Consider the following 26,040-nt stretch of genomic DNA (forward strand, 5'->3'; position numbering starts at 1 on the left):
GAGTAAGAGTAGAAACTGTTAGGGATTGGACGAATTCAGGAAAATTAGAGTTTGTGACGACAGAGGGAGGACATAACCGAATAATTCGTAATTCGGAGTTCGTAATTATGAATTTCAATTACGAATTACGAATTACGAATTATTTTTATGGTTCCCGTAGTAGAAAAAACCTTAAGTTAATGAGAGAACTGCACGAGATATCTTGACAAAATATTCAAGTGAATTCTGGTGACTTAGTCGTTGAATATAGCGATAACTGTGATCCAATTTAAGGACGCATTTAGCAAAGTAAGGAGGTGATAAGCGTGGCAGAGTTAATTAAAACAGAGCAAACTAAAACCTATACAGACCAAATAGACTTTTGGCATTGGGGAGAGTTATTTGCTATCTCCAATCTAATTGACTCTGCCCGCCATCACTGCCTGGAAATGATTCTGGCTGAGAAAAGCCAGCTTGATTGCAACAAAGAATTACAACGCTTATTCAATATAAACAAGCGATACAGCAATTCCATCTATACTGAAGTACAAGGAATTGTTACTAATGCCAACAAAAACAGAGCCAACCATATCAAAATCCTAGAAGGTCAGATTAAGTCGATAAAATCTGACATCAAGAAACGCTCTAAGCAAATTAAAGATTTTGCCAAACAAGAACATATGCTAATAAGTAAGAGTAGGAGCGCGAAAAAGGGATTTAAAACCAGTAAAACCAAAATCAAAAAAGCGTGTAGCATTTACGCCAAGCAGCGTCAAACAACGCAACTCCAAGACGCGAAATTTGGTTTACATCAAAAGAAACGACGTTTGTATGTACTTCAATCACAATTGGTTCATTTGAAGTCCACATCGCCAAAGTATACATTACCAGACATTGACAGCTTTGTATTGGTTGGCAGCAAGGACGAGTCAAGAGGTAACCAACTAGCGCAATTTGATTATCTTGAAGAAACGGATAGCTTTGTTCTCTCTATCCGCACTCCCTATGCGCTAGAAGAAAGATTGGGCGGCGACTACATTCGGATTGACGGATTAAACTTCAAACATGGGAAACACGATCTGGTTGAATCTATCTCAGAACGTTGCTATAAAGTAAAGACCAAAGACGGAACCGAGAAGTGGGCGATTGGTTGTAGTGCTGTCACTATTCGATTCTATTGGAAAGATAATTGTTGGTATGTTGCCGCTAGCACAGATATTAATCTTCCAGAAATCACATCTGAATATCTATCTGGTTATGTTGGCGTTGACTTAAATGCTGACTCCATTGGATGGGCAGTATGTGATGTCCAAGGTAATTTATTAGAATATGGCGACTACAAATTAGATTTACATTCCAAAACTTCAAATCAAAGAGAAGCTATTCTTCGAGATGCAGCCACATTTATTGCACTCAAAGCTCTTGAATATAATTTTCCAGTTGCATCTGAGAAATTGGATTTTTCCGAAAAGAAGAAACAACTCAAAGAGAAAGGAAAAAAATATGCACGAATGCTTTCATCATTTGCTTATTCCCAATGGAATGAAGCTTTGGACGCAGCTTGCTCAAAATCTGGCATATATCATAAGAAAGTAAATCCTGCTTTTAGCAGCACGATCGGAATGCTCAAATTCATGAGCCAATATGGTATGAATTCAGCATCATCAGCAGCATTTACGATCGCACGTCGAGGTAGAAGATTTTCAGAAAGGCTTCCAAAACTTCATCACTTACTTCATTCCAAGTCCGCCTATCCAATTGGAAAGCACGTTTGGTCGCAATGGAGTAAGATCGCCAAGAGTGTCAAAGGCACTCAAAGGCACCAATATTTTAATGCCCGTCCTTACAGGACACGAGTGGTTACGAGTAATTGTCACCCTACTTACTCTGTAGGTGGGGATGGACTTTTGCTCAATCCAGTTCAACTGGAGCTATTCGAGATTGGTGAGATTCCAATGGGAAAAGATGCAGTAACCGTTGCTGTGTCTGGGTCTAGAAAAACTCGTAGATGTAGACAAACTTCATTTATCCAGATTTCTCTAGATTTAAATTAGCGGTACGGGACGATGCATTGATGAAACTGGTCAAGCGGGTATATCCTGATGCGGATATAGTTTTAGTAACCTACTCAGAACAACCCGGTGTTGGCATCAACTACCATCGCGATGATTCCTATGCCGCCTTTGAAGCCCGCAGCATTAACATCGGTAATTCTGATTGGGGATACCGTGCTGCTAAGGAACAAATGATATGGACCAAGGAAGAAAATACGGCAGCAACCTATCAGGAGTTTAAACTTGAGTCGGGTACGGTAACGCGGTTTAACTGCAAGAACGAACACGCTGCTATCAATACTGAAGCCGGAAGATGGTCGATTAACATCTGGTCGGTTAAAAATGATTTGGGCAAAGAAAATAGCATTCGTCAAAAGTTTGAGAACTTCCTCGTCTCAAACCAACCCCCCCGTGCAGTAGTCAATACCAATGATGACCTTACCATTAAGGCTGACGAGTGGACACCGGGGGGAGAGATTAAAGTAGATCGGAGTTACGCCAACCTCAAAGAAGCTACCCGCAACACATCTTCACATCTTGCAGAGCAACTAAGCGTCCAAGAAATCATCTCTATTGGGAATCAGACTACTGTCCGTGCTCAAAACCCCCAGATTCCAGAAAATCCTACTATATCTGGAAAACCAGTACCAATGGTTTACTCGCTACATCTGCATGGCGAACCTCCGAAAGTACCAGTCAATACAACTATTGATGCCATGCGCGGGTACGGTAGGGTACATACCACCAGGGGTGTAGACTACCAAAAAACTTATGGCATCAAAGAGGGAGATATTGCGTTAGCCGAAGGCGGGCGCGACAGCGCCATCGCAGTCGGTAAGAATGGCGAACAGGTCGCTTTCCGGGTGGGTAAGCAGTACGAAATAACTCCTCAAACGATCCAAGACCCATCTTACCAGCAAGCCTGGGCAAACTGGGAGAAGCATTCACCTAAAGAACTGACCCAAACCCAAGCGAATAAGAATAAAGTCTATGGGTTATTCATGGAACCCCTAGGCGATTACGTCAACGGCAAGATTGTTCCGTTCCCATCCGTACAAAAAGAAACTGCCACATCTATTAATATTAGCCCCGACTCCAAAGACGGGTTGGGAGCAGCACTTGCTAATGCCACTGCACTTGCTAAAGAACAAGGCAAGTTACAGAACGATTACCAAGTTTCAATTAATGACAACCCAGTTGCAGCAAAAGGAAGGTATGGAGTAGAAACCCATGCAGTCAAACCTGAAGGTGTAGCATATGCATCTGCCGAACACGCATTCCACCACCAAAAGGGACGTAACATTAGATAGCTGAATCTTGGAGTATCATGGAGTAAACCGATGTTTTATTCCATGAAGTATCTTTCACCAATTCAAGCACAAAAACTTTACGGCTATCATCCCAAAACTCTTGCCAATTGGGCGGATGAAGGAAAAATAGAGTATATCCGTACTCCAGGGGGACAAAGACGATATTTAGTGTCCTCCTTAGAATCCAGAGTACAGGCTAAACCTCAAGAAAAGACCGTTCTTTATTGCCGGGTATCCACCCAATCTCAAAAAGATGATTTGGATACTCAAGTTATCGAGTTATCTAGACGCGCACCAGATTCTGAAGTAATTAGGGAGGTAGGCTCAGGAATGAACTTTAAACGCAAAAAGTTCATGGCATTGATGCACAGAGTGCATGAAGGTGAAGTCTCGCAGATAGTTGTAGGACATAAAGACAGGTTGTGTAGGTTTGGGTTTGATTTCGTGGAATGGTTCTGCAAGCTCAATGGGTGCAAGATTACAGTACTGGGAAAAACAGAGTTAAGTCCTCACCAAGAATTAATGCAAGACTTTATGGCTATCATGCACTGCTTTAGCTCAAAGCTCTATTTTCTTAGAAAATACAAGGAAAAAATTTTAAATGACTGCGAAAAACCGGAGTGAAAGAGTGTATAATAGTAATAGGTCGAAACAGCGTAGTTAAGTTATGGCATTAGAACGCAAAAAAGGTTATTCAATTGAGTCCAAGACAGCTAGGTTTACCTTACTGAGAGACGGTATTGATTTGGATGAAACTAAGACTGCCTTTAACGATTTAGTGTCATTCTATTTCGCTGTTGTTTGCACCCACCCAGAAGGAACATCCAAGACAAAAGAACACTACAAAGTGTACGAAGGGTTGACGGTAGGACATTCTGCTCAATACCCGATACCAATGGATGCACCCTGCGTGTTCCGTCGTGCTGCCATCAAAAAAGCTATTGGTGCTTACAAGTCATGGAAAACCCATTACGACAAGTGGGAATCTAGACATACTCGGCACAGAAAACACCGACCCCCAGTGCAACCACGTTCTTTCAACTTCAACCCAGTCTTTTACGCTGGCATGTGGAAGGAAGATACGGGCGATAGCATCATGCTCAAAGTACGTAGAAATAACACTTGGGTCTGGATTAAGTTCCAGTATCAAAGCTATGACATAGGAGATCTGTGGGAAAAAGCATCACCAACAGTCACTTTAAAAGGTGGCAAGGTATACCTAGATTTCACTATAGAAAAATACGTACCAGCAACAGGAGGATTAAAAACAGTCATTCAACACTCAGATTTACGTATCTGCTCTGTTGACCTAGATTTAGACGGAAACATCGCTACTTGCACTATCCTAGAAAGCAAAGATAACGGCTCGGTGACAGAAATTAGCCGTATGACTGTAAAAGGTCACGCCAAGCACGTCCGTCTTAGGAAGCGTGATTTAGGAAAAGTTGCGCGTGCGATGAAAAAGACTGTCCGCGTTGACAAAGGTTTTGCTTCTCACAGATTCCAGAAGATATCTCGACGAGAACGTCACGAGGGACTGCGAGTCTCAAACGAAATTATTGAGTTTGCCAACCGTCATGGATGCAAAGTCATTGTGTTTGAACACTTAGGAAGCCTCTTGCCCAAGCGCGGCTCTTACTCACGTCGTTCCAACCAAAAACGTGCTTACTGGCTCAAAGGAAAGATTGTCGAGAACGTGCGTCGAATTGCTTACCAACGGTACGCTATTCTCACAGCCAGAGTCAATCCTAAAGATACTTCTCGGTTGTGTGCTGTCAACTCAGTAGAAGTCTGGAGAGGCAACCATTACTTGCCTACTCTATTAGAGTTTTGTCAACCTTACCAATATGGTGGCAAATGCTTTGCCACAGTTACAGGTCAACGCGGAAGTTCGGGATTAAACGCCGCACGTAACATTGGGCTCAAGTTCTTAGCCCGTAAGTTTGTACAGCCCAAGCTCGTTTTAGAGCGCAAGGCAGCCTCAAGAAAAAGCCTTCTACCCGTAAGGGTTGGGTTTGGTAACGTTGCAAGCAAAGTCAGTGGCTAACTGTACTCCAACCTTACCAAAGGTGCTGTGTAAGTACCTCCTATCTTTCCTACCATCCTACGCCTGCCTGGTTGAGTCAAAGACTCTTGATTCTGGGCAACGCGCTCACAGAGGAGAGAAGAAACAAGTAGCTATGGTTGACTCCGTTTGACTACGCTATGCGATTACACTAAACCCATCAGCTAATGAATACAAACTGATGGTACAAGTCCTTCACGCTAAACTCGAACAGCATCCCCGGTTAGTTGATGCCATCGCCAAACGAGGAGGAACTGAGTGGTTAGAGAACTGCACTAACATAACCAACGCCCAGGACAAACAGTGGGAAGGTAAAGGTAAAGAATCAGCATTTATCCGCGCCCTCACTGAAGCCTATACCAATGTAGTCGAAAAATCACAACAAGCAACTATTTCAAATCCCCCATCACCACAAGTCCAAACCCAACCAATCAAAGTTATTAGCGGTGGGCAAACTGGCGCTGACATGGGAGGACTCCAAGGCGCGAAAGCATTAGGACTACCTACCGGAGGTACAGCCGCCGCCGGATGGATGACTGAGAATGGCGTAAATCCCAACCTGCAAGAATATGGGCTTGTCGAAGGGGAAAAAGGAAATACCACAGTTGAATCTTACAACAAGCGAACAGTTGAAAACATTCGCAACGCTGATGGTACTGCCATCTTTGGCGATATAAATAGCCCTGGCAGTCGTTTCACAGTACAAACTGCCCAAAATATGGGTAAGCCAGTTTTACAGGTGCCGCTCGATACTGCGCTCAATGCTCGTCCTACAGCAGCTCAATTATTGCGTGATTTCGTTGAAACAAATCACATTAAAGTTCTTAACGTTGCTGGTAACCGAGAAAGCAAAGCACCAGGACTGCAAGCTGCTGTTGCCGAAATTGTACAAATAGGACTTGCTTATCAGCAAAACCAAGGGAAAAAAAGCTACTTAAGTGATACAATTAATACTAAAGTAACAGAAATTCCCGTCAGTCATGCAGCTGTTACTTCACAGAAGGTTCAAACAACAAAAGGGGTTGCTCCCGGTATCAACTTCAACTCACAAGGAAACGACCCACTAGGTGCTGTGCTCACCAGCACGACTGTTAAATCCAAGCAGGTAGGAACTATCGAGGGGGAATATCCCGTATCGTTCCGCGATAACAAAGCAATGCCAGTCGGCAACTACGGACTGGAAACCTACACCCAATCAAAACCAGAAGGTCAGCCATTTTTATCGGCAGAACAAGCCTTTTTCGCATATAAAGAAACTTTACCGTTAGGGGAACCCAGAGTTCAGTTAATGGCTGAAATCTTGACAGCACGGTTTGAACAACATCCCAAGCTTGTCGAGGCAGTTACAAAACGGGGAGGGGTCAAATGGTTGGAAAATTGTAGCTACAAGGTTAGCCCAGAGGGTTCCAAAGCTAACTTCTGGGAGGGAGAAGGACTACAATCACCATACATTCGTGCGCTCGCACAAGCCTATACAAAGGTGATGGAGAAAGATCGAGTTGAAGAGCGATCGCCCGTCGAAGCAATTGAACCAGTACTTAATGCTCCAACCAGTAACCCCAAACAACAGGTTGGAGCAATGGAAAGAATTATCGAGCGAATGAAGGCTAATACAGTCCAGAACCTTCAGGATTGGTATATTGCTGCAGAACAACTCGGTAAAGGTGAAAATTATCTCAAGAGAATTCAGGAGGTAACTGAACTATATGTAAAAGAAAACATTAGCCTTGAAAATATTTTTCCAGCGATGGAAAAAGACCTCAAGGCACTCGAACAAATTAACGAAATCACAAGCCTTGCCCAACGTGTTGTTAAAACAATCGGGCGAGAAGATGTCAATGGCATCATGTCTGTAGAAACTCAAAAATATCAAATTGCTACCAAAGCTCAAGATAAAACTTACTTAATCAAGGACAAGGAAGACAATGTACTGTTGTATGTTAGAGAAGGAAAAACCCAAGTCAATAAAATCAATGATGAAATGATGCAAGATTTTAAATTCATGAATTTCCGCATCGATAATTCACTTCATAAGGTTAAACAGGATTTAGTAGAGAGGTAACTCAAATGAAAGACTTAATTGAAAAATTAGGCGCAATTGAAGTAGAAGGAATGAGTATAGCTCAAAAAGCCGCTGTCGTCAGAGAAATAATGGATTATCTAAAAGTAACTGACGAGCAAATTGAAGAGTACGGAAAACGGGAAATCGCCGAAGAAACTCAAGCAGAAGCAGCTTCAGGTCTTAGCTCGATAGTAGGTGAAGTAGCCAAAGTCACACAAGAAGAAGCAAAAGTCACCCCACAAGAAATTGAACCTATTAGTTTTATGGAGCAAGAGTATCAATACCCATCCTCTACCAATGAGCTTATTCCAACTGTAGAAAAAACCTTTGAACCAAAAATTCTAAATACTTCATCTAACAAAAATGATGATAGTACTAATAATAGTGCAGAAGAAACTATAGAGAATCAAAAACAATCGTTAGTAACCGAGCCTCAGATTCAGCAATTTGTCATTCCGTTAATTATAGATAGAATAACCACTTTTGGTAAACAAGATAAAGAGTCCCAGAAAATTGTTTATCAGGGAGAAGAGTATACAGCTAGTCTCAAATTAGAAAAAGATACCCAAACACTAAGCCTAGATAGAAACTATTCCAAACTAGAGGAAAACGAAGAGGCGCTATTGGCATCAAAAGATAATAGCTCTAAAGAATATTCTATTATTGTCAATAACCTCACAAAAGAAGAATTTGAACGTTTTAAAGCTCTATTCCAGAGCCAGTCACGCGGGCAGGTTTCTCAACTTGAGAGAACTAGCGTCTACAGAGAACAGAGCCAACAACAAGTACAAAATCAGGAGTTGGATAGCGAACTCGATTAGATGGAAGAATTCAGAATTCAGGATTCAGAATTCAGGAGTTATAGATTTAAAGTTTTATGCGAAACTTAAACTCTTTAATTCAATTCTGATTTATAACTCCTGAATTCTTATTAAATTTTGCTTAGACATTCTGACTCCTGACTCCTGAATTCTGACTACTTGTCATTAAATTAGTTTCATCCAGACTCCGTATAAAAAGGATAAAAAACAGAGTAACAGCCGTTTATAAAAACCAATTGGAGTCTTGGGACAAACAACGATCGCTACTGCAAAATAATAAAGCGAATCAGCAAAATCCAAAAGACTTGTCGGGCTAAGTGGAAATCTACCTAGCCCGACAAATATTAATAGCCCTGTCAATGCCCAAACAACGATTTTTTCTATCCAGTCAAGAATTTTATCCATCTTCATAAAGATTTATCTTTAGCTCCATAATTTTACTTATTTTTATTAAAATAAACTCTACAGTAAAAAACACCTACATACTTTAGTCCTTCATTATAAATATAAAAATTAGAGAGATTTTAAAAATTTTCTTTAAATATAAAAAAATCATTAATTTAGAAGTCTAATATGTAGGTAATGTAAAGAAGTACAAACATTTCAAAACAGAAATGTTATAAGTATGATTACTAATAACTAAGACAGATTAAGGATGATGCAAATGATTAGTGTTGTCATCATTGAGAACGATAATATGTCTAGAATTGGTGCCACCGCTATCTTGTCTAAAAATCAGAAATTTCAAGTATGGGGAGCCAAATACGGAAAAGAGGGATTAGACATAATCGCATCTCAAAAACCAGATGTGGTAGTTCTCAATATTGAACTACCTGATATTTGTGGGCTAGAGGCAATTAGCGCTATCAAGCGTACTCACTCCTCAGCAAGAATCGTGGTCATGACTGCCAAGAGCGATCGCGACTCGATTAAGGCTGCAATTGCTAACGGCGCAGACTGCTACTACTGTAAAAACAGTCCCAAAGAAGAGGTAGGAGAAAGATTCCTCGAAGCAATATTTGCAGCATACAACCATGAATCGTGGATTGACCCCACCATCAACCGCATCCTAGTAGATAGCTTCAGGTCGAAAGAGACACAAGAGAAGCAGATGAATCTGTTAAGCGAATTCTCCGACAAAGAACTCACAACCCTCAGACTCGTTGCTGCTGGGATGAGGAACGATGAAGTCGCTAACGTCATGTATGTTTCAGAAGGTACGGTTAGGTCATACCTGCACAATTCATTTATTAAGTTAGGAGTCAATAACAAGCTCAACGCCATTCGCGAGGCTATCCGTCTGGGAATCCTAACTTTTGCAGATCTGAAAATTGAGCAAGAGCCTACTTACAGAAGAAGCAAGAAAACCAGAAGCAGCAAGGATGACCAACAAAATCAAAACCGTCAGGCTCAAAAGAGTCAAGACAAAAGTTATCCGAGTTACAACGGTTGGGCTGCTTAGTAGGTAGTTCTACCAAAGTGACTCATAAATCTTAGTGTCATAGTGATAAAATCTCTGCTTTTCTCTCTGCGCTCTCTGCGTCTCTGTGGTTAAAAAGTCATTTATTTAACCGCAGAGGCACAGAGAGCACAGAGGAAAGAAAAATTTTATCCACCTTGGCCGAGCTGCTTAACGAGTTAATTAACTAGAATTGTGCAACCTTCGTCTTTTTTCTGAAGACACGTCTTAATAATGGGAGCATTCTTCTGATAGATTTTACGAGCTAGTTGACCTTCCTGAGACTTAGCCCAATTTAATAGATTTTGGTCTTCAGGCTTCAAAATCAGAGTTTGGACAACAGCTTGAGAAAAAGCAGTATCAGCAACAGTTTTGTAAGTGAAGATGCCAATCCCAGTTCCCAAAGCCAGAACAAAGCCCAATACACCCCCAATTTGAGCCAAATTCCAATTGTTAAGACCAAACCCTAGTTGAGGTAAAGCCCTTCCACCGCCGTCAGTTTTTTCGAGCAACTCTTTTGCAACTTCGGCGATCGCAGTCTTTTGTTGCTGAATAGCCATACTACAAGCATCCCTAAGTTTATTGTCTACCATATTCGTCCATTGGTTAACAATGTCATTAAACCTACTCAGTAATTTCTCTAAGATAATTTGGGTAGTACCCAACTCGGCATAAAGGTTAAACAAGGGGTCATCACGTCGAATACCCAGTTGGAGCACATAGTTAATAATTTCTGCTTTTTTCGCTTCATCAAGGTTTGAAAAAACATTTTCGACATTTTTTGCGACATCATTATTAGCCATAAGACAATAACAAGCTCAAACAAATTTAAGTATCAAAAAATACTAATTACCATTTTTCTGTTTCTGATTCGTTAGGAGAAAAAGGCAGTTGATTAAAAGAATTGGTTTGAAGAGTTTCTGAAACGCTAACAGAAGCTGAAGCAGATTTCAACTGCTTGAAATGAAGCTGTTTTATATTTAAGCCAAAATAATTAGAAGCCGTGTCGTTAGAAGTAATTGAAGTTAAAAAATTCTCCATCCAGTTAAATACAATCGAACGGTCAATAACATTAAGAGAAGATTCGGGTAACACGGCTTTAGAGTAAGGCAAAGCTGCATCTTCAACTTTTTGATAGCACTGGGTATGTAAATTAGACAAAACTAATTCCAAACCGTTTAGGTTTTTGATTTTGGCTTGAATTTGGCTACCCTCATAATAAGGAAATTGGTCGCCAAAATAATGATTCTTGGCGATCGCATAATCAACTTCATTACCAAAATAGTCACACAATTCCTTCAGATAATCTTCAACGCAGTCTTTCCGGTGGGATATGGGATGGAGAAACGTAACGCGATATCCCAAACAGTTAAGATTTTCTATGAGAGAAATATCCTTCTCAAAAGCTTTAAATTCAGGAAAGTTTTGACCTGGCATATCAGTCAAAAGCACTTCAGTATTTGGGAACATTTCTAAGTCAAGTAACAACCTATCAGAATCACCCCTAGAAAAACCCAAACGGTCAATTTTAAAATTTTCTGTCTGATACATTGACAGCTTGTTACGATATCCGTGATAAAAAGCCCGCACGTTCAGTTTATACTTGGCATACAAATCGAGTAAAAGTCGGGAAGCAGTAGACTTACCAACACGAGCATCCCCGACTGTAATCACAAAACGCTTTCTCAACATTTAAGGAGTATTCAGAAGTCAGAATTCAGAAGTCAGAATGTTTCTTTGAATGAACTCAGTAAATTAGTAGAAACTTATGCTTTATCCACGTATAAATCCGGTGACCAAAGCCTTGCTCTGATTACCACTGGTGCAGCAACTACAGAAAAGCTTATCACCAATTCAACATTCAGGAAGCTCAGATTCATCCTGGCTTCTGAGTTCTGATTCCTGAATTCTTTCTTTAACCTTAGCAGCTTGAGATTCCTGCTCTTTTCTGAGTTTTTCGGTTGCTTCAGCCATCTCTTTATAAATACCTGGAGTTGGCGGAATATCAAGATTGAATAAATTAGAGAGAGGTTTTACCTTTTCCTCAAATTCAGCCAACCAAAATTTCACTCTCGCTCTAATTGCAATATTGGAACCGGGATGAGTCTGTGCATCAGCAAATGTTAAGGCATGAACATCAATAAAATCATACGGTATGTAAAACAAATCCGGCATAACAATTTCATTTAATATCTCCTTGTGGTCGCGACGAAAGTCGGAATCATTATAACGTTCAAACTTGTGATCCTCACCATGAAACAGATTTTTTACAACAACATAGTCAACTTGCTTTTGACAAAAGTGATACAACTTCTCCAACACATTAACTGAATCAAGTACCCTACTGATAACTGAAACCATAGTCACCCGACAATTAATATCTTTTAACGTTTCAAAAAAAGCTACTTCTTTCACAAACTCTTCAAAGAAGCCACCAGACTGGGCTGGTAAATCCAACAAGAAATTTGAATAATCTTGCTTCTTCTCTATTGTAATAAGTAACCGATCTGCACCTCCCCTGCGAAAGATGTCTATATAGTCAACTAATGGACCGTATTTATTGCCAAAGTGTCTTGATACCTGAGGGTTTCGCTGATCGGCTTCATAAGCAAGGCATTTGATATCTTTATCCACATAAAGCTGTAACAAACCTCGTGCAAAGGTACTTTTTCCCACTCCCCCTTTATCACCTGTAATAATTACTAAACGTCTTTGAGCTTTATCATTGGTATTAGCTGAAGCATTGTTGTTGTCAGACATAACTTTCTTAGCCTTATTATTCTTGCTACGAGACATAAAAACCTTTGCAAAGTCAATACACTTTGCCAGTCAAATGAGATTTTCAAATGGATGGAATATTAATGAGAAGAGTTGATTTCTTCCAAAAGTATCGATAGCCAATTGAGGTAAGCTAACCTTAAAGATGAAACTATTTGGCTATCTAGGGTTCCTATAGAACCGCATAAATCAAGTGCTTGCAAAAAAATACCTCCTTCCAAAATTCGTAAAATGGGAAAACTCAAATGCTTTTTAAGGTAGGAAAATATGAGAGCAATATCCAGTTCTTGCGCTAGAAACAAGTTGTCAGCATCAGTCACAAAAGCGAAGTATAAATCTGAGTAAGATATGTTGTCATTTTCCAGTGCTAACTGACAACAATCTAGATAACGCCTGCGTAACAAGTGATTTTGTAAATCAATTCCAGAATGAAATAAAGGTACAGAAACTTGCTTGTACAAAAAACTGAGATATGTGGCTTCTAAAAGTGCAGCACTGAAAGAATCATCCCGCAAAGAATAATCTTGAATAGCAGGTACAAGCGTCGGAGGAGCACCTACCAAAGAAAACCGAGACTCATAATACATTTCTGACAATGAAACTAACTGACAATTGTTAATAACATTGAACCAGTGAAGGGAATTTAGCTTGGCTACAATTAATTCAGAAGCTGGTAACCGTGATGCAACTGGCACATTCTTAACTGAAAAATCTTCAGTATCTTTCAAACCAATGGTTTGGTTTAAAGACTGACGAATAGTACCTACTTTCTCTCCAGGAGAGATGATGCCATCCTCAATGTGAGCTTTAGAAGCGGTTAGGATTGTACCTGCAGTAGCGCTAGAAACAACATCCTTACGCAACCAGCGCACAAATTCCCGATGTTTTTCATAACCAAATAGATTAAAAACAAACTTAAGTGCTAACCAGCATAAAGTATCAACCTCCTTTAATGTGCCATTCTCATCAATAATTGGACGATAGCGGCGTAGTTTTAGTGGTAGTGCTTCGATAAAAGATTTAGTTCCTTTATCAATAATTCCAGGACAAACAAGATTGCATATATCTTCTGCTAGGAACTCAATACCCGTATCGATATCTAAAAACCTCATAGGGTTACCTTGAAAAATAACCTTTCGAGGTAGCCAGTATTTATCCATTACAATCCAAGCCTGACTAGTTTGTTCGCTAGATGGTTTCTAGTATGAACTTTCTCCGTCTAAAAATCAATCAACAAAAATTCATGTTTATCAACATTAGTTGAAAGATAAAACATCAATCTATTTTCTAGCGGTTGCAAGTATCCAGATAAATTATGTAAAATTATATTCAAGATGATTAACAATAATTTTTAACAGAATTTTTGTTAAATTTACTTGATTAGTAACAACAAATTTAACTAGACATAAATGATGAGAATAGCTAAATTTAAAATCAAATACATCATTGCTCTAAGAAGTACCTGAATATATGGACAAGAACTACAAAACAATAAATATTAACGGAATTAATCTCAAGATTTATCGACATAAGAAAAATACAAGATGGTATCAAACCAAAAATCATTTTTTTCTAGATGCCAACCAGGTATGTGGAGTCATTGGTAAGAACTTCAGTACAATTTTGAGCTTTATAAGGGCAGAAGAAAAACGCGGAGAACCAGTTTCATACCACGATATCGAGTTTCTGATAGAGAAAAATGAGCCGTCGGGAATAAAACCCGTCACTATTGAAACTGCCACACTTTACTGGCTGCAATGGGCTGTACTGGGCAATTGGACTGCTATCAAACTTTGTCGGGGAATAATCACCAATCCCTTGTATAAAATAGCCAAAGAGTTATTTGATAGCACTGATACAAGAGAAAAAGTCGTCAGAATCATCAACAAAAACTACGACTATTCCTGCAAAGATGACTATTGGTTTCCAAGAACTTACCAAGAAACGAAAGTGAGTTAGTTACGACGTTGAGCCCAGTTGTGTGTAATTTCCAGCAAGATGGTCTAAAAAAGCTAGCTGTGTCTAGCTTTCGGGCATTTTTTCAGAGATGGCTACTTTCTGAACAAGAAAATTACAGTTGACTTTTTCATTAAATTAAGTATTAACTGTACGTTTGCTCCTGATTGAAGGGAGAGAGGAATTAATACCGGACTGGGTAAGGTTTCAAAGGAATTATGGATCGGCTAAAACCCAACCCGTGTAATACGCGGTAAAGGATGGAGGGAGAGTGACGGTGTAATACATGGAAAAGGAATTCCGCCACGCTTATGTTACATCCTAGTTCAAGAGAAATTGGTAAAGCTCAAACTGCGATCGATACCTATCTCCAGGAGCAAGGCGCACCTGAGCGCAACAGCAACTTAGAACAGCAAAGACCCGGTCAAACTACTGGGTGACAGCCAAACCCGTGTTGTAAGTAATTCATTGGATGCCAATCTGAATATTGTTTGCTTCAAAAGCTTGTCGAACACGTAGACGGAATTCTCGTCCAACGCGCCATTGTTCCATTGGGGCCGTTTTTATCCAAACGCGCACTAGCATTCCTGTATGGGAGAGGTCATCAATGCCCAGGACTTCTGGTAGCTCTGGCAGGATCTCGCGCCATTCAGGTTCGCTATACAGCTGCTTGGATATTTGCCGCAAAACATCGAGGACATACAATGGGTCATTTTCATAAGCAACTACAATAGAAAAGTCTATCCGTGACCAGAGGCGGGTTAGATTGCTGACATTCGTGATGTTGCTATTAGGAATGGTAATTAATTGACCTTCGTTATTCCGCAACTGAGTTACTCGTAGGTTGAGATTTTCTACCAGTCCGCTCTTGTCCCCAATTTGAATCACATCGCCCACGGCAAACTGATCCTCCACCAAAATCAAGCATCCGTTGATGAGATCTTTCACTAAGCTCTGGGAACCAAAGGAAATCGCAAAACCAATGATTGCGCCTCCCGCAAAAATTGAGCTGGTTGGAACATTGAATAAACTGAGAGTCCAAATAATTCCTACTATCACCAAAACAAAACTAACGAATCCCTTTAAAGCGGACGCGATCGTTGTAGTTCTTAGAGCAATTCGTTGTACTTCTCCAAACGGGAGGAGGGGATTTGCTTTCACCGAATGCATTAAGATCTCGATTGCACTGGTGCTGATGCGGAGGGCTAAACTAATGCCAAACCAAATCGCAATCAATTCGAGTGGTGTTGCCCATACGTAAAGAGTCCATCGCATCAATAGGGGGACTGTGGATATGATGCGAGCAATGCCGATGTACCACATCAAAATGAAAATCCAAAACAGTGCCCATTTGATAAATTTGTTAATGTCTAATCGACGCTTCAGAGTAAATTGGTGTTGCAAAGTTGTCAAAAATTGCGCTCGCAAATCCGCAATTTCTCGTGCTTTCATTTCTTCTCTTTCCGTAGTTTCTGATGAGGCGATTGCTTCTGATTTCTGTGCTTTTTCCGCTTCTGCAAGCACCGCTAGTTGCTGTTGATAACGAGCTTCTAGGATTTGTTGCTGACGGGTTAACATTCGTCTCAGAAACCAGATCGTAGCGCTAGCAATCAACAAGCCCAGCAAGATTTGAAATGCCTGTCCTACACGCTGAGCAATGGCTTTCGGTGACGCTAACTGCTGGAACCGAACCATTTCATCTTGAAGAATCTTTTGCCATTCCTGGGCTAAATTGTCCAGGGTTTTGCCATTAAAGTCGGCATCTGGTTCTGTTACGGTTACCAAACGAATAGGACGGGTGGATTTATCATTACGAATTTCAAGGATGGGTCGGTTATTCAAGGTAGCAACGGTGACAATTGGTGTCTGTTTAGCACGGATGGTTCGATTGAGAACCCTCCACAACCGCTCATTCACCTCTTGTGCCCGGACTTCAACAGGGAGTTTCCCGGACGGGACTTTATCGCGATTAAAAATCGTGGGAGAAGTGACATCAAACAATTTGTTTTTATCTAAAGGCGATTGGATCGGAGCTGTTTCATACTCCCCATAGCGGCTAACTGTAGATGGAGGATTCAGGGAATCATTGGCAGTCGATGCTGATAGTGAGGGGAGTTGGCTCTGGGCGATCGCACAAGAGCCAAGCACCAGCAAGATCGTCGTTAAACCGAGCGGCACAAACCGAATGATTAATCGGCGGAATCGATGGAATAAAAACATAAATATAAAAAACTTATCTGTCTTCAACACATCTCTCTAAGGAATTGATAATAGCGCCACGTTCGCCAGAGTGACTTGAGAAATCCATTCCTTTATGTTCATTGATTTCATTTTGAGTGCCATTCCACCTCATGCAATGAATCAACAATGCACTAACCTCGCAATCGCACAAGTTCGTTTCGCCAAGAGACGACCAATGGATCGGTCTCCACAGGTTGTCCAGATTGCTTCACCCTCCATTTACGAATTGCAAGTTCGTTTTGGGCTTTGACGATCGCTACTGAGATGCGCCGATTTGTATGTTGAATGCGACGAGTTTTGAAAATGCGATCGGACTTCACCGCTTTGTATTCTTCCCTTGTAATCACAGGTTCAGTCTCATCTGCCAACTCTTCCCGAATCACCTGCCGTTCCCAAATGCCGCTCTGCCACAGCATCACCCCGACAACCAGAAAAAATGGGAAAAAGCCAAGTAATCTCAAGGCACTATGACTGACCCACAAGCTGAAGAAGGGTTCAGTCACCTTGGAAACCGCTTCGGGAGTGGATTCGTCATGAAATGGCTTCCCAGTTGTTAGAAAGGTGTACAGGTAAAATAATAAACCTAAACTATTATTGAGAAAATGTGCCGAAAACCCCAACAGCCAACCCCCCACAGGAGCCGCATAGCGCAACCAGGGGCGGGTGGTTTGCCGAGCTAGCCCCAGTCCCATGCCAAACATCCCTGTATAGAGCGTATGTCCTGCTAGCCCAAACAGAGCAAACCGATCCGCTAGCTGGAAAGACAGGGGTGCATCCCCAGTTTGGACGTATCCTATTAGGACGTACAAAGGGGCTTCAAACAAGTCGAAGCCAAGCCCTACTAGCGCACCGTAGATAAAGCCATCTCGAACATCATCAAATTCAGCCCGCAGCAGCCAGAACAACAGCAACACCCCCAGCCCTTTCGAGGTTTCTTCCACCAGCGGACCTGCGATGGGAGCACCCAAAATTAGTCCGGCTTTCGCCCCAAAAATTGCCTGGACATCAGGATGCACTTTCACAAAGCCAGCTACAGCAGCGAATATGTAGTTGTTAAGCGGAAGGGCTAACCCGGTGGCAATCAGAGCGCCCCACAGCACCGCGATCGAGTAAAGCCATCTTGACTCTGGTTCGCGGCGGTCGAGAAACCACAAAATTGCCAGGGGAAAAAGCGCCAGTAAGATTGCCGCTGCCAGAGCCATGAAAAAGACCTGGAAACCAACCGGGGTAACGGGTGAGAATTCTTTGATAAGGGATGACGCGCTGATGGCAATTAATACAGCCAAAAAAATGCTGATTATCACAGCGTTGCGGGGGTGGCTTAAGGGCGATCCATAGAAAAGTCTGGCTCGATTGGTTAACAACATAGGTACTTGATGATGATAGGGAGAAGCAGTGAATTAGTCCTCACAGAGATGCCAATCCACTGTGTTGGATATTTTTTCATGACGACGGGTTAAAGTGTGCCTTCATCTTGAAACTGCGATCGCTCCTCACAAGAGTAGGAATGCTGCTTTTTACGATTTTGCGATCGCGGTGGCGACTGCTAAAAGCAAATTTTGAAGCTTCATGTTAAAAATGTATCGTGATTATTGAGGCTAAAGTTTTCGGTCTACTGATTGTGCCTTAATCAAGGAATGAGGGTTTCAGCTTTCTCAGCTTAATACATCCTCTCAGTGCCCTCTAAGGGACTTCCTATTAAAAAATATTCCATCGCTTAGAGGGCAGGGGGAAAGAAAGTCGTTTTAATGGGCGTGAAATGGGATAATTTATTTTCTATGAGTCTCTAAATTGGATTGTTTGTCCAGATATATAACAACTAATTCTGACAATCCTCTGGGCCGCCCGTATAAACAATCGATTGGTAGCGTCCTTGGTCTGTTTGGATTGTTACACAGTAGTTGGTTTTGCCTTCTAGCCAGTAGCTGTAGCCCGAATCATCACTCTTGACCCATCGATAGCCCCGTTTTTTCACTGCGTTTTCTGCCTGTCCTGCCCTTGCCCCCACTAAATCACTCAACCGAGGGACGGTAGTACCCGCTTCAGGCTGACGCCCAGCAGCAGCCCTACCATTTCTGTTCCCTGAGTTTTGTCGATTGGCAGATGTATCCCAATAGACAAAAATTGACTCATTGGCGAGACGATAAATCTGTCCTCGATCGCCAAGTCCAGCTTGTCGATAGGCAGCATCACCATTTCGATCGCGATAATTGCCGGGTCGATTACCCACAGGGAGCAAGTCATAGCTACGACCATTTTCCAGTTGAATGCTAACCGCACCCTGACGTTGGGAAAAGGTACACCGACCAGAGGATGTGGCGCGATCTTCTCCTTTTGGGAACACATCACAACGGGCATTCACGGTATCGGCTTTGACGGATACGGGAAAACTTAAAGAAGCGATCGCCAGTGCTACCGCTAAAAACGAATTTGAAGATTTCATTCCCATAAAACTCCTAAGTTATGACAAAGAATATGACATTTGATATTATTTCAGAAATGTGCGTTTGCTAGTTAACACTTACAAAATATTTTTAAACTATTTCGTTTTGTCCCTCTAGGGATTAGAGATTAGTGCAAAATCCATGCATCTAAAATGGGGTATAAGTAGTATCGGAACAGAAAACCGGGTGAAGACGTATTACATGAAAATTACAGAAGTGTTCAAGCGCTGAAACTTTTGAATTCTCGTTAAGATATGACGAATGCGATTTCATGCATTGAGCTACTACACCCCTCAATAAAATCCTTATTGCATAAGGGTTTTAAGCTAAACACGGTTTTCTGTTCTAATGATACTTATACCCCAACACGGATTTGGCAAAAGCACAACTTCAGTCAGTTCCTCCTAAAAGAGGTGCTACAGACGGGTTGAATTAACCAATAGACATCTCCAGAAATTAAGTATGCGTTACCCAAAAGTCTCTACCATATACTTGTTAGAACAATTCTTGAAAATGGGGGGATAAAAACCGCCATTTTCCCTGTCCTAATATCTCCACAATTAATTGATGATAAGGAATTAAAGTAGGACGATGACCGACACTAATATAAGTAATATTCGACTCTCGTAATTGATGATAAAGATGTTTTTCATTGGCTACATCTAAAGCACTGGTAGATTCATCTAACACTGCATAGTGAGGATTATGTAAGAAAAGTCGAGCAAACCCCAATCGTTGCTGTTCCCCTAAGGACAAAACATCTGCCCAATTGAGTTCTACGTCAAGACCCTCCACACGGGCAACTAAATCAGTCAAATTTACCTGTTCTAGAACCTCCTGTAGCTTTGTATCACTCACTTCTCGCTTGGTATGGGGATAGAGAATTTGATTTCTCAGTGAACCTAAAACCATATAAGGACGTTGGGGAATAAATAAAATCTCGGCGGTGTTGGGACGGTAAATATAGCCTTCGCCCATATTCCATAAACCCGCAACTGCTCGCAAAATTGAGCTTTTCCCTGAACCAGAAGCCCCCATCACTAAAATTCCCTCACTATTAGGAACTTCTACTGATAAATCTTTTACTAGCACCCGTTTTTGATCGGGAGTTTTTACCGTGACGTGACTGAGGGCAAAACGAGGTTCGATTAAGGTATCGATAACACATTGCGAAGGAGCAGGTTGTTGATTTTGGTGTAAATAATCGGAAAAAGTTCCTAATCGTTTGATGACGGCAGCGAAAAGAGTTAATCCTTCAAAAGATCTTGCGAACCAACTAAAAACACTCACGATTGTTAAAAAAGCGGGAACACAACGAGTCACATCGCCAAAGGTAACCTGCCCTGCGAAATATTGTGGGGCAAGAATGAGATAGGCAATAATCAAAACAGTAAAATTTAAACTAGTATTGATTGCATCTAAGAGACTACTAGGAAGGATTTTGGCATGGAGAACGGCAAGTAATCGGAAGAACTTCGATTGAACCATTTCTTCTTCCTCTTCCTCTCCTTTGTAAAAAGCGATTGATTCGCTATTATTACGCACATGGACTAAACTATAGCGAAAGTCAGCTTGATATTGCAGGTTTTTGAAGTTTAGCGGCGTGAGAATCCGACCGATGAAAAAACTAACCAACGTTTGAGCCAGTGCCGTTAGAATAGCGACAAAAACGAGGTTTTGGTTGATACTCCAGAGAATATTGATAAAGAGAAAACCATTCAGAGCATTACTGCCGAGGGAAAGAGAATATGTGAGGGAACTGCTTATAAAAGACTCGATATCTTCGGAAATACGCTGATCTGGGTTGTCGATCGCCTTATTGCCATTAATTTGATAAAAAGCCCGATCGGCAAAATAGCGATCGAGGAAATCTTTGGTCAACCACTCTCGCCAGTAGAGTTGCAGTTTAATTTGAATAAAATTCTCAAAAAACGAGAATATAATTAACGCCAGTAACGTTCCCCCGAATAGGAGCAGAGAATGCTGGAAATTCTCTAATTGCTTATTGGTTAGGGCAGTGGTAAACTCTCCCTGATAGCGATTCAGTAAGGCACCGACGTTGTTAGCGAGGATGATAAAAAGAACGGCTGCTGCTAACAATCCCCATGCTCGAAACCGCTCCTGAGATCCCCAGTAGCGTTTAGCTACTTCCCAAAACCACCGTACAAATTGTTGTAATTGCTGAATTTTATCCACGATCTGTATTTAATGGAAAATGATTAGGGGTAAAATATTGTTAAGCTTAATCATGAGTAGCGCAAACAAGAATTCAAACAAGAAGGTTAAGACGAGCTGAATACACATACTGGGTAGAGTTACACCACCGAAAACATTAACATCATGGAGTAATGAAAATGCCATAGCACTTGCCAACATTGCTCCTAGAAATCGTTTTGTCGTTAAGAAACAAGGCAGGAGTCAATAAAGCCGCGAACGAGTAGGCTCGTCCGTTCGCGAAGCGTGCCGAAGGCATAAATTTGACTATCGACCTTCTCTCACACGAATTCTTTGACTGGGACAACGCCAACGCTGAGCATTATTTCTCCCGACATCAACACATCCCTGTTCTCGCATAGCATCATCAGAAATACCATTTGGCTTATTAAACCGCCAACGTCCTCGGTCATCGGGTCCTGACACTGCTTGTATAGAGCGTCTGTTTCTACTCCATCCTCGATCGTATGTATTATATCTGTCTCTATCATTCGTATATACTTTAATTCTTTGACTGGGACAACGCCAACGTTGGGCATTATTTCTCCCGACATCAACACATCCCTGTTCTCGCATAGCATCATCAGAGATACCACTTGGTTTATTAAACCGCCAACGTCCTTGCTCGTCCGGTCCTGATACTGCTCGTATAGAGCGTCGTTCTCTTTGAGAGATTAGTAAAGGATTTGCAATAGATTGCACGTTCTGTGCTGAAACAAGCAATTCAGGTGTTCCTAAATATCCGAAAGATGCAAATATTGGTAGGATAGCAAGAATTCGTTTGTAATACATTTTCATCGAAAAACCTCTGGAAGCGTGGAAACCAAAGCCCCCTCTCTTAATAGCGGGATGCTGACAGTTAACAAAGTGACGGTTGACATTAAGTATTCTCTGCAATATTTATTGACAACGTGTCCCATTTTGCACATACCTCGGCGGATACCCCTTTTGACGCTAAACGTGACGCCATCTTTGAAGACCACTGCGTTTGATGACCTCCCGACAGGGGATGGGGTCTTAGCGATCACCCAGCCTTGGGTCGGCGTAAAACTTACAGGGCCGACATTATAAGCTGTCCCTGCTAAAACCTCCTTGTTGTGAACAGCCTCGTTGATAGCTGGCATGACTCCCGACCATAAAAACACCACAAAATAAACGCTCATCGTCGGCCAAATGAGCCGACGATCGAGTCCAAACAGTCGATATTCAACCGGTACAGGGGCTTCATGTCTTAGGGGGGACATACAATTTTCCTTTTTGCGGTGCTAAACAGGGGTGAAGCAGATTCCGGGACGACTTCTCGAAAAACTCCAACACCGCTGCATCTTCAAAAGATGGTAAGTTTGTTACAAACCCAATAGCGTACTAGGCTAGAATCGGGTTCTGCTGCCGCCCCAATCGCCTGAGTTGCACTCGCCCCGAAACTTTTCAATCCCATCTATGGCGATCCTGCCGCTGCGCCGGTCGATATTGACACGCGGTTTATTTAGCTCGTTCATCCGGTATTTTCCCGTAATGCGATCGGGCGCGACCTGAAGGTCGTAGAGCGGCCACCATCCATTGTCACCGCCCGAATGGATCGGCGCGATAAGCTTTCCGGTCAGATGGATTTTTCCCTGTGAACCACGGATTTCGACCTGAACCTCGGAATCGAAGTCGCCAGTGGTTAACTCTACGCGATTACTTGCTTCATAGCGATGGCGGCGGTCGTTCCATTCATATCCATAGCGATTTGCGACAGTCGGTTTGCGACCTTCACCATAGCAGATCAACGTCAGATTTTGGCCCGACGAGCTGCCATTGTCACTGTCAGATGTGCCTTGTTCCCGCAGGTAGCTATCGATCGCGGCCTGGGCTTTACGGATTTCTGTTGAACTACAGGATCGTCCTTGTTGCAGGATCTCTCCTTGAGGGTTAAAAAGGACTGTGCAGCCACTTCCCGATCTCATACCAGTCACACTCAGATTACCGTTGTCTAAAGTGTCAATCACTGCTTGAGCGTTAACAGGATGAGTGACTGTAAGAGTTAATAAACCCACAATAGTAGGGGCTAATATTCGCAAGCTTTTTATTGGTTGCATTGAGATTCTGGCTAATTTCAAGGGGCGCACTTACCAACACCAAGACGCTTGTTTAGTAAATTGGGGTTTGGCTAACGGCGAATCATAGTTTAGACATCGTTACGAAGGAAAAAAAAGTAATTTTAGAATTTCATAGTTCTGATTGAGCAACGCCAATATTTTAGACAGCTTCAAATTTCCCATGTTTTCTTATTTACCTCAAGTGCAGATAAATCAGTTAACTTACTTCCAGGCAAATTACCTGAAAACACTCTTATATAGGCTGTAGTTTTGGTAATCTCAGGATTGTGCAATATAATACTTCATTTGCTAATTTTTTTTTGTATTTTTATATACAAATCTTGTTTTTACTTACATAGGCATTTAGGGGTAAAAGTAGCGAAGAGAGATTTTGCCGCCACGCACAGCTTGAAAACCTTGCTGTGAGAGAGTTACAGAAATAAAATCGCTCTCATTCACTAAAATCCGGAGAAAAAGCTTGTTTTAGCTGTACCAATTGAAGTCTAAGTTATTTGGTGCAACAATTTAATACGGTACAGCAAGGGTTTGAAGCTCCTAAATTTCAGAGACTTCAATTGGTACAGTGTTATCCGTGGCGATACGGCTTCAGCCGTTAGCGCTTACGCTATCGCAGTATTGAAAGCGGCTCATCAATTCCTTAGCGTAAGTTTCTGTTCGATTGCTCATTTACCCCCTGGTACTTTATCTGCATAGCTGAGTTCTTTGAGTGTCAGGTCTTCTTCCGCAGTTAGTATTATTTTTAACGCGCTAGGCATCACTTATCACTTAATTTTTATAGTCTATCTATTTTACGTTTTTTTTGGTTGACCTACTTAAAAAATCAATTGATTTTTTCCCAGTTCAAAAACTTCACTTACATCAGTTAAGCTGTGGCAGATATCTGGTAATATTTAGATTACATCCATTAAAACATCATATACGTCACTTAAGGCTGGAAACCACTTTTAAGCAAAATTAATATGAAAACAAGTTAAAATTTTCATTTAGAAATGAAAGAAGACAAAAATAAATCACTGCGAAAAAGAGGAGTAGTTCTAACTGCTGTCGGGATGAAGAGATTGCAAACTGCAATTTTGGAAGAAGAGAGACAAAAAAGAGGAGGTAAACGTTTTACACAAGTAGAATTAGGCGATCGCATTGGAATTTCTACCTCTAGTTTAAGCCGTTTATGGTCTTTGAATTCGAGGATAGATCCGCGTACCCTGCGAATCTGCTTTAGTGCTTTTGATTTAGTGTTGCATGAAGATGACTACACCCTCTATGATGCCAATGATATGGATTTTCTGCGGGAATATTCGCCAGAAGATAGACAACTGATAGATCGAGATTTATCTGAAAATTCAGTTAATGCAGATTTATTACCAGAAAGTGAATTGTCGGGGGAACAACAAACAATCACACCAAATACTGCACCATCTCAAATTGTTTCCGTCTTTCTCGGTGAAGAAAAAATTAAGAGTGAAATGACACTTAACAAACAGAGCGATTACAACGATGGAGCAAAGATTAGTGAATATATAAAATATCCCTGCGCTCCTTTATCTTTAGATTCTAAATTCTATGTTCCTCGTCCTCCATTAGAAGAACTAGCATATCAAGAAATTACGCAACCTGGATGCGTCATTCGCATTCAAGGTTGTCGAGGCATGGGTAAAACTTCTCTAATGTTGCGGATTGTAGCTCATACCAGAATGTTAGGGTATGAAACTGCAAAAATCAATATCGCTCAAGTTGATATTGATGTTTTGCGAAAACCTCAATTATTCATGCAATGGTTAGCTGCTAGTATTGCTCGTCAATTAGGCAGAGAATTTAATGCCGATAAACATTGGGACGAAGAAATAGGTAGTAAACTCAGCTGCACTCTTTATCTAAAAGAATGTTTGCTTGCACCTTTAGAAAAACCTTTACTATTAGTATTAGACGAAGTTCAGTGTATTTTTGAATATCCCGATCTAGCCAATGAATTTTTACCTCTGTTACGTTCGTGGCAAGAAGAAGCGCAACAGGATGAAGTATGGACAAAGCTGCGTTTGGTGATTGTGTATTCAACAGATGTTTATCTTTCTATTGAAATTAATCAATCTCCTTTTAACATTGGGCTACCATTGAAATTATCAGAATTTACTTCTGAGCAAGTAATTGAGTTAGCCAACCGCTATGGAATTGATTGGCAACAAAACAAGCAAATGCAGCAATTAATGGAATTAATCGGGGGACATCCAGCATTACTAAATATTACTCTTTATCACCTGCTCTATCATAAATTAACCTTAGAAGAGATTTTGCAAACAGCAATCACAGAAGTAGGAATTTATCGTCAACATTTACAAAATTTATTAAATAAATTACAAAAAAATACCCAATTATTAGATACTATGAAAATCTTTTTAACAAAAGATAAAAATATCGATTTAGATATGTTAACTGCCTACCAATTAGAAAATATGGGGTTAATTCAATTGCAACAACAAAAATGGGTAATTAGTTGCCAATTATATCGATACTTCTTTAAAAAATATCTGATGTCGTAATTAAACAAAGTTCAGCTAATT

Annotated in this window: 22 protein-coding genes; 11 read left to right on the forward strand and 11 right to left on the reverse strand. The window is 41.1% G+C overall.

Translation table 11 applies throughout. The annotated features are described in order from the left end of the window. The first annotated feature begins 305 nt into the window (after positions 1–305). From F7734_RS04185 to F7734_RS04210, 6 genes are all read left to right on the forward strand, one after another. On the forward strand, positions 306–2,033 hold the full coding sequence (locus F7734_RS04185; RefSeq protein ID WP_155743524.1) for a hypothetical protein: 1,728 nt from the start codon (positions 306–308) through the stop codon (positions 2,031–2,033). A gap of 20 nt (positions 2,034–2,053) precedes the next feature. Further along, positions 2,054–3,343 (forward strand): hypothetical protein, encoded by a 1,290-nt coding sequence (locus tag F7734_RS04190; RefSeq protein WP_243146672.1) that lies wholly within the window; start codon positions 2,054–2,056, stop codon positions 3,341–3,343. Between the two features lie 30 nt (positions 3,344–3,373). Continuing rightward, complete coding sequence (locus F7734_RS04195) at positions 3,374–3,967, forward strand: IS607 family transposase (RefSeq protein WP_243146673.1); 594 nt, start codon at positions 3,374–3,376, stop codon at positions 3,965–3,967. Positions 3,968–4,010: 43 nt separating this feature from the next. Next, on the forward strand, positions 4,011–5,390 hold the full coding sequence (locus tag F7734_RS04200) for a hypothetical protein (RefSeq protein WP_155743525.1): 1,380 nt from the start codon (positions 4,011–4,013) through the stop codon (positions 5,388–5,390). 199 nt (positions 5,391–5,589) lie between these two features. After that, complete coding sequence (locus F7734_RS04205) at positions 5,590–7,470, forward strand: putative molybdenum carrier protein (protein WP_243146674.1); 1,881 nt, start codon at positions 5,590–5,592, stop codon at positions 7,468–7,470. A 5-nt stretch (positions 7,471–7,475) separates the two neighbouring features. Continuing rightward, a complete protein-coding gene (locus tag F7734_RS04210; RefSeq protein ID WP_155743526.1) occupies positions 7,476–8,291 on the forward strand; it encodes a hypothetical protein in 816 nt (271 codons plus the stop codon). A 165-nt stretch (positions 8,292–8,456) separates the two neighbouring features. Here the strand turns inward: F7734_RS04210 and F7734_RS04215 are convergent, their stop codons facing one another. After that, on the reverse strand, positions 8,457–8,702 hold the full coding sequence (locus F7734_RS04215) for a hypothetical protein (RefSeq protein ID WP_155743527.1): 246 nt from the start codon (positions 8,700–8,702) through the stop codon (positions 8,457–8,459). A 244-nt stretch (positions 8,703–8,946) separates the two neighbouring features. Between F7734_RS04215 and F7734_RS04220 the strand changes: the two genes are divergently transcribed. Continuing rightward, the gene (locus tag F7734_RS04220; RefSeq protein WP_243146675.1) at positions 8,947–9,753 is read left to right on the forward strand and encodes a response regulator transcription factor; all 807 of its coding nucleotides are present in this window, start codon (positions 8,947–8,949) and stop codon (positions 9,751–9,753) included. Between the two features lie 176 nt (positions 9,754–9,929). Here the strand turns inward: F7734_RS04220 and F7734_RS04225 are convergent, their stop codons facing one another. From F7734_RS04225 to F7734_RS04240, 4 genes are all read right to left on the reverse strand, one after another. Next, the gene (locus tag F7734_RS04225; protein ID WP_155743528.1) at positions 9,930–10,553 is read right to left on the reverse strand and encodes a DUF6753 family protein; all 624 of its coding nucleotides are present in this window, start codon (positions 10,551–10,553) and stop codon (positions 9,930–9,932) included. A gap of 46 nt (positions 10,554–10,599) precedes the next feature. Next, a complete protein-coding gene (locus F7734_RS04230) occupies positions 10,600–11,442 on the reverse strand; it encodes a hypothetical protein (RefSeq protein WP_207714005.1) in 843 nt (280 codons plus the stop codon). 162 nt (positions 11,443–11,604) lie between these two features. Beyond that, on the reverse strand, positions 11,605–12,546 hold the full coding sequence (locus tag F7734_RS04235) for a chromosome partitioning protein ParA (RefSeq protein WP_166481723.1): 942 nt from the start codon (positions 12,544–12,546) through the stop codon (positions 11,605–11,607). A 62-nt stretch (positions 12,547–12,608) separates the two neighbouring features. Next, complete coding sequence (locus tag F7734_RS04240) at positions 12,609–13,640, reverse strand: hypothetical protein (protein ID WP_155743529.1); 1,032 nt, start codon at positions 13,638–13,640, stop codon at positions 12,609–12,611. Positions 13,641–13,998: 358 nt separating this feature from the next. On the opposite strand from F7734_RS04240, the gene F7734_RS04245 reads away from it, so the two are divergent. Both F7734_RS04245 and F7734_RS65065 read left to right on the forward strand, forming a co-directional pair. Beyond that, positions 13,999–14,487 carry a hypothetical protein gene (locus F7734_RS04245; protein ID WP_155743530.1) on the forward strand — a complete coding sequence of 163 codons (489 nt, stop codon included), beginning with the start codon at positions 13,999–14,001 and terminating at the stop codon, positions 14,485–14,487. Positions 14,488–14,795: 308 nt separating this feature from the next. Next, complete coding sequence (locus tag F7734_RS65065) at positions 14,796–14,924, forward strand: hypothetical protein (RefSeq protein ID WP_279239659.1); 129 nt, start codon at positions 14,796–14,798, stop codon at positions 14,922–14,924. A gap of 25 nt (positions 14,925–14,949) precedes the next feature. Here the strand turns inward: F7734_RS65065 and F7734_RS04250 are convergent, their stop codons facing one another. Together F7734_RS04250 and F7734_RS04255 are read right to left on the reverse strand one after the other, a co-directional pair. Then, positions 14,950–16,704 (reverse strand): mechanosensitive ion channel family protein, encoded by a 1,755-nt coding sequence (locus F7734_RS04250; protein ID WP_155743531.1) that lies wholly within the window; start codon positions 16,702–16,704, stop codon positions 14,950–14,952. Positions 16,705–16,856: 152 nt separating this feature from the next. Then, on the reverse strand, positions 16,857–17,927 hold the full coding sequence (locus tag F7734_RS04255; protein ID WP_207714006.1) for a PrsW family intramembrane metalloprotease: 1,071 nt from the start codon (positions 17,925–17,927) through the stop codon (positions 16,857–16,859). Here F7734_RS04255 and F7734_RS61695 point away from each other — a divergent pair. Then, a complete protein-coding gene (locus F7734_RS61695; protein WP_207714007.1) occupies positions 17,926–18,063 on the forward strand; it encodes a hypothetical protein in 138 nt (45 codons plus the stop codon). The two genes, F7734_RS04255 and F7734_RS61695, sit on opposite strands and share 2 nt — an antisense overlap. Positions 18,064–18,544: 481 nt before the next feature. Here F7734_RS61695 and F7734_RS04260 read toward each other — a convergent pair whose 3' ends face one another. From F7734_RS04260 to F7734_RS61700, 4 genes are all read right to left on the reverse strand, one after another. Further along, positions 18,545–19,168 (reverse strand): hypothetical protein, encoded by a 624-nt coding sequence (locus F7734_RS04260; RefSeq protein ID WP_155743533.1) that lies wholly within the window; start codon positions 19,166–19,168, stop codon positions 18,545–18,547. Between the two features lie 496 nt (positions 19,169–19,664). Next, positions 19,665–21,365: an ATP-binding cassette domain-containing protein gene (locus F7734_RS04265; RefSeq protein WP_155743534.1), complete on the reverse strand. Its 1,701-nt coding sequence runs from the start codon at positions 21,363–21,365 to the stop codon at positions 19,665–19,667. 285 nt (positions 21,366–21,650) lie between these two features. After that, a complete protein-coding gene (locus F7734_RS04275; RefSeq protein WP_137986191.1) occupies positions 21,651–22,181 on the reverse strand; it encodes a hypothetical protein in 531 nt (176 codons plus the stop codon). 572 nt (positions 22,182–22,753) lie between these two features. Beyond that, positions 22,754–23,464, reverse strand: coding sequence for a hypothetical protein (locus tag F7734_RS61700; protein WP_207714009.1), 711 nt, complete (start codon positions 23,462–23,464; stop codon positions 22,754–22,756). 1,010 nt (positions 23,465–24,474) lie between these two features. On the opposite strand from F7734_RS61700, the gene F7734_RS04285 reads away from it, so the two are divergent. Beyond that, positions 24,475–26,019: an AAA-like domain-containing protein gene (locus tag F7734_RS04285; RefSeq protein WP_155743536.1), complete on the forward strand. Its 1,545-nt coding sequence runs from the start codon at positions 24,475–24,477 to the stop codon at positions 26,017–26,019. Positions 26,020–26,040: the final 21 nt, after the last annotated feature.

Source organism: Scytonema sp. UIC 10036 (assembly GCF_009725235.1).

Excerpts from the sequence above, each read along its gene's own strand:
- F7734_RS04230 (WP_207714005.1), bottom strand. The coding sequence starts at position 11,442 with ATGTTGAGAAAGCGTTTTGTGATTACAGTCGGGGATGCTCGTGTTGGT.
- F7734_RS04205 (WP_243146674.1), top strand. The coding sequence starts at position 5,590 with ATGGTACAAGTCCTTCACGCTAAACTCGAACAGCATCCCCGGTTAGTT.
- F7734_RS61700 (WP_207714009.1), bottom strand. The coding sequence starts at position 23,464 with ATGCAACCAATAAAAAGCTTGCGAATATTAGCCCCTACTATTGTGGGT.
- F7734_RS04215 (WP_155743527.1), bottom strand. The coding sequence starts at position 8,702 with ATGAAGATGGATAAAATTCTTGACTGGATAGAAAAAATCGTTGTTTGG.
- F7734_RS04250 (WP_155743531.1), bottom strand. The coding sequence starts at position 16,704 with ATGTTTTTATTCCATCGATTCCGCCGATTAATCATTCGGTTTGTGCCG.
- F7734_RS04220 (WP_243146675.1), top strand. The coding sequence starts at position 8,947 with ATGATGCAAATGATTAGTGTTGTCATCATTGAGAACGATAATATGTCT.
- F7734_RS04195 (WP_243146673.1), top strand. The coding sequence starts at position 3,374 with ATGTTTTATTCCATGAAGTATCTTTCACCAATTCAAGCACAAAAACTT.
- F7734_RS04285 (WP_155743536.1), top strand. The coding sequence starts at position 24,475 with ATGAAAGAAGACAAAAATAAATCACTGCGAAAAAGAGGAGTAGTTCTA.
- F7734_RS04225 (WP_155743528.1), bottom strand. The coding sequence starts at position 10,553 with ATGGCTAATAATGATGTCGCAAAAAATGTCGAAAATGTTTTTTCAAAC.
- F7734_RS04210 (WP_155743526.1), top strand. The coding sequence starts at position 7,476 with ATGAAAGACTTAATTGAAAAATTAGGCGCAATTGAAGTAGAAGGAATG.
- F7734_RS04275 (WP_137986191.1), bottom strand. The coding sequence starts at position 22,181 with ATGAAAATGTATTACAAACGAATTCTTGCTATCCTACCAATATTTGCA.
- F7734_RS04240 (WP_155743529.1), bottom strand. The coding sequence starts at position 13,640 with ATGAGGTTTTTAGATATCGATACGGGTATTGAGTTCCTAGCAGAAGAT.
- F7734_RS04190 (WP_243146672.1), top strand. The coding sequence starts at position 2,054 with ATGAAACTGGTCAAGCGGGTATATCCTGATGCGGATATAGTTTTAGTA.
- F7734_RS04260 (WP_155743533.1), bottom strand. The coding sequence starts at position 19,168 with ATGAAATCTTCAAATTCGTTTTTAGCGGTAGCACTGGCGATCGCTTCT.
- F7734_RS04245 (WP_155743530.1), top strand. The coding sequence starts at position 13,999 with ATGGACAAGAACTACAAAACAATAAATATTAACGGAATTAATCTCAAG.
- F7734_RS04200 (WP_155743525.1), top strand. The coding sequence starts at position 4,011 with ATGGCATTAGAACGCAAAAAAGGTTATTCAATTGAGTCCAAGACAGCT.
- F7734_RS61695 (WP_207714007.1), top strand. The coding sequence starts at position 17,926 with ATGAAAAAGACCTGGAAACCAACCGGGGTAACGGGTGAGAATTCTTTG.
- F7734_RS04235 (WP_166481723.1), bottom strand. The coding sequence starts at position 12,546 with ATGTCTCGTAGCAAGAATAATAAGGCTAAGAAAGTTATGTCTGACAAC.
- F7734_RS65065 (WP_279239659.1), top strand. The coding sequence starts at position 14,796 with ATGTTACATCCTAGTTCAAGAGAAATTGGTAAAGCTCAAACTGCGATC.
- F7734_RS04255 (WP_207714006.1), bottom strand. The coding sequence starts at position 17,927 with ATGGCTCTGGCAGCGGCAATCTTACTGGCGCTTTTTCCCCTGGCAATT.